The 15363-nt window shown below is 37.3% G+C and carries 11 protein-coding genes; 3 read left to right on the forward strand and 8 right to left on the reverse strand.

Translation table 11 applies throughout. The features are described from left to right. Positions 1–16: 16 nt before the first annotated feature. Positions 17–730: an acetolactate decarboxylase gene (gene budA, locus ACRPLQ_RS15410; protein ID WP_028412303.1), complete on the forward strand. Its 714-nt coding sequence runs from the start codon at positions 17–19 to the stop codon at positions 728–730. Positions 731–838: 108 nt separating this feature from the next. Here budA and ACRPLQ_RS15415 read toward each other — a convergent pair whose 3' ends face one another. The 6 genes from ACRPLQ_RS15415 to ACRPLQ_RS15440 are packed head-to-tail and all read right to left on the reverse strand — an operon-like array spanning position 839 to position 9784. After that, positions 839–1261, reverse strand: coding sequence for an NUDIX hydrolase (locus ACRPLQ_RS15415; protein WP_034269458.1), 423 nt, complete (start codon positions 1259–1261; stop codon positions 839–841). A 7-nt stretch (positions 1262–1268) separates the two neighbouring features. Then, positions 1269–3110 carry a 2-aminoethylphosphonate aminotransferase gene (locus ACRPLQ_RS15420; RefSeq protein WP_047751622.1) on the reverse strand — a complete coding sequence of 614 codons (1842 nt, stop codon included), beginning with the start codon at positions 3108–3110 and terminating at the stop codon, positions 1269–1271. Continuing rightward, positions 3103–4233 (reverse strand): phosphonopyruvate decarboxylase, encoded by a 1131-nt coding sequence (aepY, locus tag ACRPLQ_RS15425; protein ID WP_165635488.1) that lies wholly within the window; start codon positions 4231–4233, stop codon positions 3103–3105. Before aepY ends, ACRPLQ_RS15420 begins: the two co-directional genes overlap by 8 nt. Beyond that, positions 4226–5743, reverse strand: a complete 1518-nt coding sequence (gene aepX / locus ACRPLQ_RS15430) for a phosphoenolpyruvate mutase (RefSeq protein WP_432236153.1) — start codon at positions 5741–5743, stop codon at positions 4226–4228. The genes aepY and aepX overlap by 8 nt, the downstream gene beginning before the upstream one ends. A gap of 13 nt (positions 5744–5756) precedes the next feature. Further along, positions 5757–7166: a Mur ligase family protein gene (locus tag ACRPLQ_RS15435; RefSeq protein WP_034269446.1), complete on the reverse strand. Its 1410-nt coding sequence runs from the start codon at positions 7164–7166 to the stop codon at positions 5757–5759. Further along, on the reverse strand, positions 7163–9784 hold the full coding sequence (locus tag ACRPLQ_RS15440) for a putative amidoligase domain-containing protein (protein WP_176344635.1): 2622 nt from the start codon (positions 9782–9784) through the stop codon (positions 7163–7165). Before ACRPLQ_RS15440 ends, ACRPLQ_RS15435 begins: the two co-directional genes overlap by 4 nt. A 245-nt stretch (positions 9785–10029) precedes the next feature. Here ACRPLQ_RS15440 and ACRPLQ_RS15445 point away from each other — a divergent pair, with 245 nt between their 5' ends. Continuing rightward, positions 10030–10704, forward strand: coding sequence for a hypothetical protein (locus tag ACRPLQ_RS15445; protein WP_047751627.1), 675 nt, complete (start codon positions 10030–10032; stop codon positions 10702–10704). A gap of 3 nt (positions 10705–10707) precedes the next feature. Here the strand turns inward: ACRPLQ_RS15445 and speE are convergent, their stop codons facing one another. Then, positions 10708–11595, reverse strand: a complete 888-nt coding sequence (gene speE / locus ACRPLQ_RS15450; RefSeq protein ID WP_034269436.1) for a polyamine aminopropyltransferase — start codon at positions 11593–11595, stop codon at positions 10708–10710. 369 nt (positions 11596–11964) lie between these two features. On the opposite strand from speE, the gene ACRPLQ_RS15455 reads away from it, so the two are divergent. After that, entirely contained in the window at positions 11965–13146 is a 1182-nt protein-coding gene (locus ACRPLQ_RS15455) for an MFS transporter (protein WP_047751628.1), read from the forward strand. 49 nt (positions 13147–13195) lie between these two features. Here ACRPLQ_RS15455 and nasC read toward each other — a convergent pair whose 3' ends face one another. After that, positions 13196–15346, reverse strand: coding sequence for an assimilatory nitrate reductase catalytic subunit NasC (nasC, locus tag ACRPLQ_RS15460; protein ID WP_155008519.1), 2151 nt, complete (start codon positions 15344–15346; stop codon positions 13196–13198). Positions 15347–15363: the final 17 nt, after the last annotated feature.

Raw genomic sequence — 15363 nt, forward strand, 5'->3', positions numbered from 1 at the left:
AAGGACTGAGTAAAGAATGAGCAATAAAGAAAAATTAACGATTCACCAAACTTCCACTATGATTGCTTTATTGGACGGAGTATTTGACGGTGTTGTCACATACAGGGATTTAGCTAAGAAAGGTGATTTCGGCATCGGCACGTTTAATCAGCTGGATGGTGAAATGATTGCCTTTGACGGAGAATTTTATCACATTGCTGATGGGAAAGCCGCACCTATTAGTGAAGATGCAAAAACACCTTTTGCCATTATGACAACCTTTTATGAAGATATCTCTTATCGTGTAGAAGAGGAAATGAACCGTGAACAACTAGAAACCTTAATGAACGAGCTTATTCCCAGTCCGAATTTATTCTATGCAGTACGCATTGACGGGAAGTTTAAAGAAGTAAAAACTCGCACTGTTGCAAAGCAAGAGAAACCCTATCCTTCCATGGTAGATGCAGCTGCTGATCAGCCTACATTTACATCTTCAGATGTAAATGGAACACTAGCAGGTTTTTACACGCCAGAATATTCTTCAGGCATCGGTGTTCCCGGGTATCACCTGCACTTTATTGATGAATATAAAAAAGAAGGTGGACATGTTTTAGACGTCTCCGTTCAGGATGTTACCATTCAAATTTGCAAAAAAACGAAATTAAATCTCAATTTATCGGAAACAAGTGAATTTCTAAATGCTAATTTAGAAGACCATGATGTAGAAGAAGAAATTGCGACGGCTGAATAAGCAACGATACTTTTACTGATAAAAAAACTCTCATCGCTGCGCATGACGATGAGAGTTTTTTTAATCGAGTTCACCCCGCACATCTATCACAACACAGAAACCTTCCGCCTATACGTAAAAGGAATCCGTGTCTTTTAAAACATAGAAAAAAGGTATTTCAGTCTCATTTAGACATCTAGCCATTCGATCCTTAAAGTTATCTAATTTAATGATGCCTTTTGCTTCTTCGAACGTAAAATATCCTACATCCTGCGTTTCACTAGAAACTGAAATTTCCCCGCTAATCGCTTTTCCCTTTAATAAAATAACAGTAGTAGATCGTTTAACATCTTGCTCTACTCCAAGAAAGTTGGTCACTTCAATAACAATTCCAGATTCCTCTTTAACTTCCCGTATACCCGCATCCTTTATCGATTCACCTGCTTCTACAAAACCTCCAGGAAATTCCCATCCCCGTCTATGGTTTTTGACTAGAAGCACGTGATGATCTTGATTGATTACCATAACTGCTACAGCTAATTTTTGATTCAACTTTTTCTCACTCTCCTTTTAAAGCTTTAAGATATTGTTCAAGAAGGTGAAGAAATCTTTCTATATCTCTATATGTGATATCACCAATATTTGCTATTCTAAACGTTTCTAATTTATCAACTTTACCAGGATAAATGGTAAACCCTTGTTTATAAAAAAAATCATGCATAATATCAAAATTATACTTTTTATCGGAAGGCTCGATGATAGAGGTAATAATTTTAGAATGATGTGTTTTAGGAACCAAATAGGTTAACCCAAGCCGAGTAATTCCATCAGTTAAAGTAGTCCACGATTTTGAGTAGCGCTCATATCGTTTCTCAATTCCTTCCCACTGAGTTTCTATAATTGCCTGCTTTAAGGCATACATAGTCTGAACAGGAGGAGTAAAACGCATTTGTTTATTCATTTGGAAATAGCGATACTGATCATATAAATGAAGATAAAGGTTACGAGGCTTCATTTGCTCCGTTTTTTCTAACCGGTCTTTATTTGCTATAACAAACGACACGCCTGCCATTCCTTGAAGGTTCTTATTTGCACTTGCGGCCAGATAGCTTATATTCATTTTTTGCATGTCAATCGGAACAGCTGCATACGAACTCATTGCATCCACAATCATCTCGATATTTTTCACGGCACAAAATTCCCCAATTTGTTCAATATCATTAAGAAGCCCTGTTGAAGTTTCACAGTGAACAAGTGCCAGATAAGAAACGTTCGTTGAAATCTTTTTTATAAAAGCTTCTAAGTCGTTCATATCAATAGCCTGCTCGGCGGAGCTTTTATATTCTGCATAATTCAGCCCATAAACCGCGGCGATTTTACACATTCTCTCACCGTATGGACCGTTATTGATAATAACCACAGTACCGTTATCAATTACTGAACTTAAAATCGATTCCACTGCCGCCGTTCCAGATCCGCCGAATAATACCGTAGTATACTTCTCTGGATTCCCAACAAATTTTGTTAGTTCAGCAGAGATAAATTCCATCGTCTCTCCAAATTCTTTTTCTCTCGGGCAAATGTCCTCCACTATTTGAGCATACTTGACGGTGTCTGTTGTAGTTGCCGGTCCCGGGTTTAGGAGTATGTTTCTCTTAACAGCGTGTGGAATACCTTCTCGAGCTTTAATAATCGGATAAACAATAGTAGTTGCTCTTACCCAGTGATCCTCATCATCCACTTCACACCATGCTAAATTGTCCAGTTTATGAATATACACATTTGTTTTTTCAGAAATTTTAACGAGGCCATATTCATAATCGATCGTTTGACTAAACTGAAAGAGCGTATTTGCTTCATCACACAGTCTCTGAAATGTAGCATAAGAGAGTTTGGTTAAACCAACTAATTCTGCATAGATACTACTCAACTCTTCTTTTTGTTTTGACATATTCTTAAGGTTATTATTTCCATCAGTTTCGATATACACTTCATCGCCAGCACCGTTCAATTTACTCGCTAGTATGACATCTGATCTCGAATGGTTTACTAATGTTTTCAACGCACTCTTTTCATAAATTACATCTGATTCCAACAGTAAAAAATCGTCTTTAATATGATCCTTAAATTGATAGAGTGTAAACAGACTTCCTGTTGTTTCGTATCTGGAGTTATTAACACATTTTATTTGAGGATACTTATTCATTAATTTTTCATATTCTTCTTTCATATAACCTGTTCCAATAAAAATCGTCTTAACTCCCGCTTCTATTAACTTCGAAATGGAATGTTCAATAATCGATTTTTCATCAATCATCAAAAAACCTTTAGGGCGATTTCCAGCTCTTCTACGAATTCTGCTCCCCATCCCTGCAGCTAGAATAACAGCTGTTTTAATCATCTAAAAACACCTGCAGTCTTTCTCTGACTTCATAAGGCTTCATTTCAGGACGCCCCAGGTTCTTTTTAGATCCTTTCGCTATTTTAAGATATAAAAACGTTAATTTTTTATCATTTTTCCACTGTTTTATATACGTCTCTAACTCATTTAAGTTATGAACATGAATGGAATGGTGATACCCACAGGAAGAAGCAATATCTACAAAATTAATGTTATGAGAGACCGTATGTTGTCCCCCTGTAGAATCATGGGTTTGATTATCTAAAAGAATGTGTAATAAATTTTCCGGACAATAGTATCCATTGGTTGCTAGATTTCCCATGCGCATAAGCAAAGCTCCGTCTCCATCAATCGTAATAATGTTCTTTTCATTTCTGCTCAAAGCTAAACCCAAACCAATGGAACTAACGCATCCCATAGATCCAACCATATAAAAATTATTTCTAGCATCTTCTATTTCGTAAAGCTCTCGGCCAGTTTTTCCTGTAGCAGCCAATTGAATAGTATCGTTGTCTTTTAATGAATTAACTACTTGTAATGCCTCATACCTTGAAGGTAATTCGTTGGTTGCCACCTGTTCACTTTTCATTTTAGAAGCAACGTTTTTGATTGATTGTTCTAAAAGCTTAACTGGCTCAAACGTTCCTTTTTTTACAATAAAAAAGTAGCTTTCATTATTTTCAACAGCTTGATTAGCCCGCTGTAATTGGTTTTTAACTTCCGCAACATCAAAAGATAAATATTCCCATTTTATTTTCATCGTATTTAGCAGGGCAGGAGTAATTTCTCCCATTAATTCATGCTGCGGTTCATCTGGACATCCAGGTTCTCCTCGCAAGCTGACAAATCCAAGGACAGGAATTTTAAATGGATGGATAAGAGAGGTTAAAGGGGAAACAGCATTTGCTAATCCGGAGTTCTGCATTAACACAACCGCTTTGTTACCAGCAATTGATGCACCAGCAGCAATCGCTACCGCTTCTCCTTCGTTTGCTGCTGCAACGTATTCACATTCGTTAATAGCGTAGTTAATAAGAGGTTTAAGATACGAACAAGGCACCCCGCTATAAAATTGAAAACCTAGTTTTTTTAATTGATTCCCAAATGATGATGTACTAATCATTTTTGCCACCATCTTTTCGAATCTTTGTATACGTTTCCGTATCTATCCATGACCCCATCGTATATTTAACAGCAACCGGATGAATTAGATTAATATAATTAAAGAAATCAGAGAACGTGAGCTGAGCAAAATCTTTTCTTTGTGCCAGTTCTTCCAAAGCTTTTTTTACAACCTCAGTGCCTTTTCCGGAAACTTTCCAAAGACCAATGAATTCACCATGAATGTTTTTAGAGTTTGGATTGCACGACATTTGAATTAAGTCTACTGTTTTGGAATACAGCTGTTTGGAATAGGGAAGTTTAGCGGTTACATAAGATGTTTGATTTCCTTTTAACTCGTAATCGGCTCCTGCTACGATAGTGATATCGCCACTTTCATGAATTAACTCCTCAAAAACATGTGTTTTATACACGATGTTACTATCGCTTATTAAAGTAGCCGTTCCTAGCTTATCCCTCGCAGCATAAAGAGGATATAATTCTCCTCTATTAGCAGATACCTTATCTTCCATAGCTTTGCTACTGTCTACTTTTATACTATTTGTCACGCCGACTTTTTTTAACTGATTTATTTGTTCAGTTATTAAAGCGTCATTTGCTGATTCTTTTACCAGAATCATAGCGTTTGTGCTATGATTAGCAGAGCTTAAATAAAGTTTCTCTGCCATATCGAGCTCTTCAGCTTTTTGAAGGCGAAAAACTTCCTCAAGCGGAGAGACCTTTTTTTCTACGTTAATCAAACTTTGATCATAATAAACCTGAGCGGACGTTTTCTGCATAGCCGTAATGGAAGACCTTAAGTTATGGTTAGCCCAAATGCTCAAGCTAATTCCTAAATCACTAAATTTATCAGTTGGAACCGAATAGTATTTGGTTGGAACAATAATAACTGGGAGCCTGTTTCCCCACTCTTTCATAAAAGCTTCGATCTCTGTCATATCTGACCTTTTACTATGAATCAAAACGGCGTCGGTTCCCGCTTGGCGATAAGCTTCTGCACGCTTTAAAGCTTCTTTCAGCCCCCACCCTGCAATAAAAGCTTCTACGCGCGATACCACCACAAAATCTTCATCTTTTTGACTGTCTTTCATTGCTTTAATTTTGCCGCAAAATTCATTAATATCTGCAAGCGGCTGTGCTTCACCTTTAATAAATGAGTTTGTTTTTGGAAACAGTTTATCTTCAATACACACTCCTGGAATGTCTCGCTGCTCCAATTTCTTAACCAATCTTCTTGCATTATTAAAATTCCCATAGCCTGTATCGCCGTCGAGAAGAATTGGAACGGACGTTGCGTCACTCATAAACTCTAAGATGTCTAATACCTGTGTCCATGAAGCCTCGTTATTATCTCTTACACCCAGTGCTGCAGATAATGACAAGCCACTCGCCCATATCCCTTTGAATCCGGCTTCTTCTACAATCTTTGCAGATAGCGCACTGTGAGCTTCCATAATAAACTCTAGCTGTTTACTTTCTATCAACTCTCTTAGCTGTTTAGTCTTCTTCATTTCTATCCTCCTTTTACTCTTCGTTGTCTGGAATGAGTGTATTTCTTAATTGTTTAAAAGTAGGTTTTTTCATAACACGATGCGTTACTTTTAATAGAAGTATTGTATTTTCATTTAAATAAGGAGCTAAAACACCGTATACTTCGTCGCCGGTATTACAAAAATAAACTTTATTAGGATCCATTCCATATTTTAAAGCTCCTGTTCCGATAGCTTTTGCTTCATCTCCTACTACAACCAGAATGTTAATTTTTGATTCCGCTGCTTTTCTTCCCATCTCTTCGTATTGTTTAATTGCATGAGGCCCTTCTCCTAGCTGAGGCATGTAGCCTAATAAAGCGATAGATTGTTTCTCTTTTGACATATCGCTAAGAACTTTAAGAGCTGTAGCCATTGATAAAGGTGAAGAGTTCCATGTATCATTAATTACCGTACATTCATTCATTCCTCTTTTAAATTCCAAATGTTCTTCTACTTGTTCAAATAAGCTAAGTCTTTGTATGGCAACAGAAATATCAACGCCCACATAAAATACAGCAGCAATGGCAGCAAGTGCGTTATAAACATTATGTTCACCATATCCAGGGATAAAGGCATTGTACTCTTTGTTTTTGTGTTTTAAAGTAAAAGCCATTCCTCCATTGGCATATTTAATATCTTTCGCCTGAAATTGGGAACCATCATTTTTACCTATATATACAACGCCTTTAAAAGGACTCACATCAAGTACTTTCTTAATATTTTCGTCATCTGCGTTTAAAATCAAAATGCCGCTATTTGGATCTAAGCCTTCTACAATTTCAGCTTTTGCTTTCATGTATTCTTCAGGCGTTTCACAATCAGCGAGATGGTGTACGCCTATATTTAATAAAATTCGTATTTGCGGTTGAAAGTAGCGGCACGCAACTTTTAGATAGCCTGGATAAGCGACCGGCATCTCAAAAACAGCTACTTCCGTCGTATCATCAATACCTGTTAAATAACGTAGATTTACAGACATAGAATTCATACTCATCCACGTAGCTTTCACTTTATAATCTTCAATTAATATTTGTCGGATCATCTCTTTCGTGGTCGTTTTTCCACAAGTTCCTGTAACACCAATAACAGGAAGATCAAAAAGCCCTCGGTAGTATTCGATAAATTTCCAATAAGCATCTTCTAATTGAGCTGTTTTAACAAGAATAATATTTCCCCCTAAGTTCGTGCACAGCTCGGGTTGATCTGTTATAACGACGATTGAATGATTTTCTTTCCAATACTTCCCTCTAATCGGTTCTCTATCTAAATGAAAGATGAGTGTATGATCCTCTATATCTCTTTTAGCGTAGTTTATAGCATGTTTAATAACCGGATTTCCTGATCCATAACAAAGGTCTCCCCCCGTTTGTTTAAGGATTTCATTTAATGTGAAGTTCTTCATGTTAAATCCTCCTTTTCTTCTTCGTAACCCGCCAGTGAAGATGCATAATTGAGCAGACGAATCCCCGCCAAAGTACGCAGCTTATAGGCTCTAATTTGTGAGAATAGACTATCTGGTTTTGCATTTATTTCGAGTAACTTTATGGAACCATACTGATCTATACATAAATCTACTGCCAGCTCCCCAAAAGGGCCCACTTTCTCCTCTACTGTTGCAACAATATTTTTAGATATTTTAGCTAGTTGGTTTATAACGAGCCTTCTGTCTGTTGGATCAGGGTATAAACTATTCAATATTTTACTGAGGCGCATATTCGTTTCAGAATCTTCCGTTAGCACATCTTCACCGGTGAGGCGCGCAACCATACCCGTTCGAAGCCAAATTTGCTTTTCATTTTTTTGCATATAAACCCGTATTTCTAAATTTTTATCTTTATGCTGCTTTCTGCGAATTCCTTCTTGAACAAGATAAGGATTGTTTTTCATCAAAGGAGAGAGCAAAGTAAATAGTTCTTCCATATTACTGAATTGATGAAGCTCTTTTTTATTAAGATCAAACCAAAAGATGCCTGTTGGTCGGCGAACGATGCGCATGACTCCTTTACTTAAGGCTCCGCCAAGCGGTTTTAAATAAACTTCTCCGTAGCTATCAAGCATTTCTGCAATGTCAGCAGGTTTTTTTACTAGACGTGACTCCGGAAGAAATTCTTCATATTCTTTCATAAGAAGTTGATATGTTGCCCACTTATCTCCCGTAAGCTGAAACAAATTTGAAGAATTAACAAAAGGAATTTTATAAATCGCCTGAAGTTTTGCCCTTACTTCATCTATTAAAATATTTTTTCTACCATCTATGAAATAACGATCATAAATAACAGCAGGAAAAGGAAAAAGCCCTTCACCGTTAATGGTTGTTCCTTTAACCAGTTTTTTCTCCCAATCAATATCTTCGGGTTCAAACACATATACAAGCATTCGCTTTTCATTTGCTAAGCGACATAAATGGTGGAAATAAGTTGTTTGTCTTTCAAAAGGACGGTTAGCAAGAATGCCAATGATAGGACCTAAAGTTATGATACCTTCTGAAGCTGATAGCTTGGGGCACCAATCTTTTGGGAGAGATAGTTTATCACGGAGAGATTTAGAGAGTTGAACCATATTTGGATGGCGAAATGAAAAAGGGTAAGAATGAACAGTTGCGGTTGATATTGCCTTTCCTGCACTAACAATTGTAGACTGCCCCTCTTTGAGGCCGTATTTTAAACGGAGCTTTTTGGGGATTTGGATAATATATCCGCGATTATAGATTTCTTTAGAAATCTTTACATTCCAATTGCTGCGAATATCATTTGATTCATCACAAGAAATTTCTTTTTCGATCATTTCAAATAGAAAAGATAGTTCATTTTGATAGTGTGGATAGCTAGATGTTTTCATAAGATTCGCCTTGATATCTTTCCACATCCGTTTAAGAAAGATTTTATTCCCTTGATAGTAGGCACGCTGCGTAAGTGGATGAAATAAAAATTCGCTTTTTAATTCATGATGATGGGTAGCAACTAGCTGAGCAAGAGCTAAAGTAGAGAGAGTAATTCTAGGGTCGATAATCCAAGAGCTTAACGTTAAATACTCAAATCCATACGGTTTCTCACGATAGCGTCCAAGGCCTCCATGGTTCGTTTTCCTTCTAAGTTTAGCGGTTTTAGATTCTTCTATCAGCGCTACTGGAATAGCAAGGTAGTGGTCAAGAGCTCTTAATAAAGATAAAGAAAGCGGGATGCCAAAATGAATATGCCCTCCACATTGATACCCTGAAAACGGCATGCTTCCTGCCCGAAAATGAACGTTTTTATATGGTACCTGTGCAGATGCTTTTTCTATTAATTTTTGGATATTCTGAAATAGCTCTGTTGATGAATTCGCTTTTTCAGGCCTAACTTCTACTAATGCATACTCACCGCTATCTTGCTCTATTTGCCTTTCATCACAACCTACCGGACCTTCAACAGAAAAGAAAGTAGAAGCTGGTAGAAGCTCTCCATCACAACTTAACATAAACTCAACATCAGCACCCATGCTAAAAGGAACACTAGGCTTTAGCGGATTTTCTATCCATTCGCTTTCTGATGAGTTAATATCTGTGACGATACACTCTCCATTTTCTAATACACCCATTTTAACAAAGCCGCTTTTAGCTCCTGTTACGTAGAGCGCTCGAATGGCTACGTTCATCAGCATTTCCGGTACATCCATGCTGTTTATCTGTTCTAATTTCCAACCGAAGGCTTGCGTTCGAATGGGTATTTCATTAAATACTACATGTTCACTGGTCACTACTTGTACTGTTTTTACGCTCAGTCCTTCTACTTCTAGACAATATTCTTTGTCTATTGCATATATTTTCGTAAAATAATCATATCCTTCATATATTGCTTGATCCTTTGTATTGACGATAACAATATCTCTTCCGCTATGGTGACCATATTTCCTCCCTATCACTGGATATGAACAGGTTTTTGGGTCAACTAATTCAACAGACGGTATATTATTCAGATTAAGAGTTTGCAACGTCATTTCTTTATCAGATAATATCCCTAACTCTTCTCTCATTGGATCCATTTTAAAGCCTCCTAATTAGAACTTTCTATCGTATTTTGCTACTTTAATGCCCTATAACAATAATCAGCTACTCATATAGTATGTAACTATACAAAATACTCCTGTACATTTATCTATTTATTTCCACCGTATCTAAAAACTTTTTATGTATGTATTTAACACGCGTAATAATTCACCGATTTTATTTTCACTGCATTTATTATAGAAAGGATAGATTTCAAACGATATAAAAGGAGAAATAGTCAATGACATTAAAATTCATTCATGGAAACTACTTAAAATACAATAAAGGAACCGGCTTTATGAGCTGTCATGTGGATGCACTTCATGCAGAACCACCCGCTGCTGATTTATTTACGGATAAAATTGTAGAGAATTTAGTCAAGAAAACAGGATGTGCAGGAATCGTTAGTACGGTTTCTAGAACCGTAGCAGATTTAAATAGAAACCTAAATAAAACAAACTACGAGGGGATACAAGAATATAGAAGAACAATCCAAGAAATTATCAAATCTTTAAAGATAATAGATAGTAATGATTGCCTTTTAACACCCTATTTGCATTTATCTTTTCATGGAATGAAGGATACACATTACGGACCTTATGCAATTGAAGTGGGGACTTTAAAAGGACAATCTTGCTCAAAGGACGTTAAAGATTGGTTTCAACAGGCCTTGACTAAAAAAGCTGAAGATTCGTTACCAAAAATCCATGTAATAGTTGATAATAAATTTGTTGGAAACGAATCAATTGCCTTTCACAGACAAGGTGACAATAGGAACTATACAGGTTACAGTCATAATTTTAATACGTTTCAAATTGAACTATCCCGGACTCTGCGCAGCAAACATAGATCTGCTATAACAAATATATTTTCCGAGATTATTGATGACTTTCAACAAACATTTGTCGCTACTTAGTTTTTAAGAATCCTTTCCGTCTACTATTTCTTTTATATATTTAGGTAAAACAAATGATGCGCGGAAAATTTCAGGATCAATATATTGAGTATGTGAATGCTGTAGCTTCGTTAAATCGGCCTGAAGAGGATCCATTTTTTTAGAAGCAATCGTAAAACTCCAAATGCCGCAAGGGAACAGAGGTATAGTCACTAGATATGTGCGGACAATGGGAAATAGCTCCTTTAAATTTTTAACTGTGCCTTGTAACGTAGAAGTATTGTAGTAAGGAGAACCTGATTGAAAAACAACCACGCCATCATCTTTAAGGCTGTTGTAGACATATTGATAAAAATCAGGTTGAAATAGTTTTTTTCCCGGCCCAACAGGGTCAGGTCGATCAATTATGAGAACATCATAAACTCCCTTTTGTTCTTGAATCCAATCTATTCCATCTCGATGTATCATATTGAGCCTGGTTTCACCATCATAACAAGAAGCCGGAGTTAGCCAGGTGCGGCAGATTTCTGTAACTTTTGGATCAATTTCGACTACATCAATTTGTTGAATTCCATCATACTTCATTGCCTCCCGTGCAGGACCACAGTCTCCTCCTCCAATCATCGCCACTTTTTGGGGATTTGAATGCGTTATAATTGGCACATGGCTAATCATTTCATTATAAATGAACCCTTCTCCTGTTGAAATTTGTGGAGTACCATCTAGCACCAGCATTTTCCCATACCATTTTGTATCCACAATACTGATCTGCTGATAGGAAGATTGCTCATAGTGAAGCAGACTTTTTACTTTATACCCCATTTTCACTCTAGCCTGTCCAACGTAACTCCAGATCCAGAGAACTCCATTATCATCCTTTTTATAACCTGAAAGAGGATGCTTTTCTGTCACTTTTTCCACCTTCTATTTCAAAAATTTGTGTTCTATATAAAATATGAATTATTTTTCATTTCGCTATAATTCGATAGCACAAATTTATAGGTGCTTACTCTATTAATCTCTTCTAATTTCAATGTTTCTTCCATTCTTCCCACAATATTTCTACTTACTGTTCTTTCGAAGCTTTTTAATCGTTTCTTCATCAGCACTTAGATAGAGTACAACTCTAAGTTATCTCTCCGCCTTTATCTGCGTCCTTTCTTCAGCAAAAGTACGGAAGAAAGCCTAACACAGAATGATACATAAGAAAGAAAGCGTAGTATCATAATTACCATGTTGCAACAGCTTTACGCTGTATATAAAAAAGGAGGTTTTTAAGCAATGTTTTCTAAACGGCCCTTATCTGTACTTCTTATCTCGACTTTATCTATGATTATTGCTTTTTCAGTATGGTCTGTCTTCGCGCCTATCGCCGCAGATATTCAAGTGATGTATTCATTAACCAACGCTGAAAAAAGTATCTTAATTGCCACTCCCGTCTTATTAGGTTCACTCATGCGGATTCCGATGGGAATTTTAACAGATCGCTTCGGCGGAAGAAAAGTGTATTCGTTAACAATGCTTGCTCTTTTACTCCCTACCATTTGTGCAGGCTTTACTCATTCTTACTCCATGCTGCTCTTTTGGGCATTTTTTATCGGCATGGCTGGAACAACATTTGCTATTTCCATTACATATGTCTCTAAATGGTATTCACCTCAAAAGCAAGGTTTTATTTTAGGAATTGCCGGGATGGGCAACTTAGGATCAGCGGTAGCAAGCTTTAGTATTCCACTTATCTTTTCTTCTTTTGGCTTGCCTTGGGTATTTTGGAGTTTAGCAATTGCGGTAGCTTTAATGGCTCTTTTATTATGGGTAGGAACTTCAGACCACCCTTCTGCTGCTTCTCCTAAAACGTTGCAGGAATCTTTATCGGTATTAAAATTTAGAGAAACGTGGTTTTTGTCCGTTTTCTATTTTTTAACATTCGGTGGATTTGTCACATTCAGCATCTATCTCCCTACCATTTTGCACGATCAATTTAATGCATCAACCGTAGACAGCGGGCTGAAAACAGCTATTTTTGTTGTATTAGCAACGTTTGTACGGCCTCTTGGAGGATATTTATCGGATGTATTCGGAGCAAAAAAAGTACTCACCTTTGTCTTTACCGGAATGCTGCTAATAGGATTATTTATCGCCTTTACCATCAGCTCCTTCGCGCTATTCAGCGCAGGTTGCTTACTTGCAGCCATTACCCTTGGTATCGGAAATGGAGCTGTTTTTAAAATGGTTCCATCTGTTTCAACAGGAAATATTGGAGCTGTTACGGGGATCGTAGGAGCATTCGGAGGAGTAGGCGGCTTTTTCCCTCCTATTGTGCTAGGCTTTATAAAAGATACAAGCGGAGATTACGTTGTCGGTTTTTCCTTACTAGCGCTTTTTGCTCTATTCTGTCTCTTACTGAATTATTCTGGATTCAAAAAACAAGATGTACGTATTAACCAAAAGCACCTTGCCTGATTCCACGTAAAAAGCCTCTTTTTGCAAGAGGCTTTTTGCATCAGCATTTTTAATAACTGCTTCTTTTTACAGAAGGGCTAATATTCACGGCACTTACTTTAAAGCCAGGCATCTTACAGGCGGGATCTAATTTCTCAGAAACAAGGTTATTAACATTTTGAGAATCTGCCCAGTGAAAAGGAACAAATACGGTATCTGGCCGAATGCCCTCTGAAAATTTGCTTCTTACCACAATCCTTCCATATGAAGATTCAATTTGTACTAATTCTTGATTCGAAATTTCATATTTTTTCGCTGTTGAAGGGTGGATTTCCATAAAAGATTCGAAATTTCTAGCAGATAAAGATGCACTTTTTCGCGTTTGTACACCCGTTAAATAGTGTGACACCACTCTCCCTGTTGTTAAATAGAGAGGATATTTTTTCGTTATTTTTGCTTTAGGAACAATAGCTTGATTGGAGACAGGGACCATCATCGCCTTTCCATCACTATGAGCAAAACGTGTTTCAAACAGGCGCTCGGTTCCTTTATCCGTTAAGCTTCTGCATGGCCATAAAATTCCTTTTTCCGCTCGTAATCGTTCGTACGTAATACCGGAGTAATCCGCGATTCCTCCTTTACTTGCTATTCGCAGTTCATTAAATATTTCTTCAGCTGATGAAAACGAAAAATATTCCTCTTTCCCTAAAACTTTAGCAATTTCACATAGTATTTCCCAGTCGTGTTTGATTTCGCCACGGCGCGGAAAGCTAGCTTCGCGCAATGTAACTCTTCCCTCTACATTTGTCATCGTTCCTTCATCTTCCAAATAAGAGGATGCTGGTAAAATTAAGTTTGCTAATTTTGCCGTTTCTGATTCAAACATATCTGCTACCACTAGAAATTCAAGCTTTTCAAAAGCCTTCTTAACAAAATTAGCGTTTGGATTTGAAACGGTTGGATTTGAACACACCAGAAACAGCCCTTTAATTTCACCGTCATGAATTTTTTCAATCATTTCATATGCAGAAACACCTTTTCTAGGAAGATCTTTCTCCTCTATGTTCCAAACATCTGCTATATACATCCGATGCTCGTGATTTTCGATTGAACGGTAGCCTGGAAGCTGATCTGCTTTTTGACCGTGTTCTCGGGCTCCTTGCCCATTTCCTTGACCAGTAATGGCTCCATATCCGCAGCGGGGTTTACCGATTTTCCCGACAGAAAGTAGAATATTCAAAAAGTTCTGCACAGCAGCACTCCCGTCTGTTTGCTGCTCTACCCCTCTAGCAGTAAAAATCATTCCTGTTTCTCTTTGACCAAACATACGGGCAGCTTGATACATTTTCTCAAGCGGCACTCCCGTTATTTCTTCAATGACACTAAATTCTAGAGACGCCACATATTGCATTACCTCTTCAAATCCATTAACACGTTCTTGTAGAAATCGTTCATCTAGATAATTTTCTTCGATAATGACCTTCAAGATTCCATTGGCTAATGCCGCGTCGCTCCCCGGTTTAAGCTTCAGGTGTAAATCAGCTATTTTAGTTGTACCTGTCTCTCTTGGATCAATAGCAATAATAAAAGCTCCGTTTTCTTTTGCTTTTTCAAAATAAGGCATAATCGTTGGCTGGCATTCCGCAATATTTGTTCCAGCTAACATAATACATTCAGTATACGGAATCTCTTGTAAGCTATTCGTAAATCCTCGGTCCATGCCAAATGTTTTACTAGCAGCAGAAGCAGCAGCTGACATACATAAGCGTCCATTGTAATCAATATACTTTGTTTTTAACGCAACTCGAGCAAATTTCCCTAATAAATAAGCTTCTTCATTTGTAATAGAGGCACTTCCATAAACACCTAGCGCATCTGCTCCATTCTTCTCTTGAATCTCTGTAACGTGCTCTTTAATATAGTCAAGAGCTTCCCTCCAAGAAATCTTTACAAACTCTCCGTTTACTTTTAACAAAGGATATTGAATCCGATCTTTATGCAAAGGATGCTGGTGCGCATTCATTCCTTTGATACATAATCTTCCTTGAGAAGTAGGGTTGTCTCTTCCAATTGTTTTATACGTTTTTCTTTTTACATGTGTTTGTTCAACTAACTGCATTTTGCACTGCATGCTGCAGTAAGGACACTGTGTATTATAGATACGCTCGGTTTCAACTTGCTTTTGCTGCTCACGAAAATATTTCAACAGCATCTCAGTCATCGTAGGTCCCCCTTCTT

The organism is Priestia sp. TRN 1309 (assembly GCF_050846875.1).
In the GTDB taxonomy this organism is placed as follows: Bacteria; Bacillota; Bacilli; order Bacillales; family Bacillaceae_H; genus Priestia; species Priestia zanthoxyli.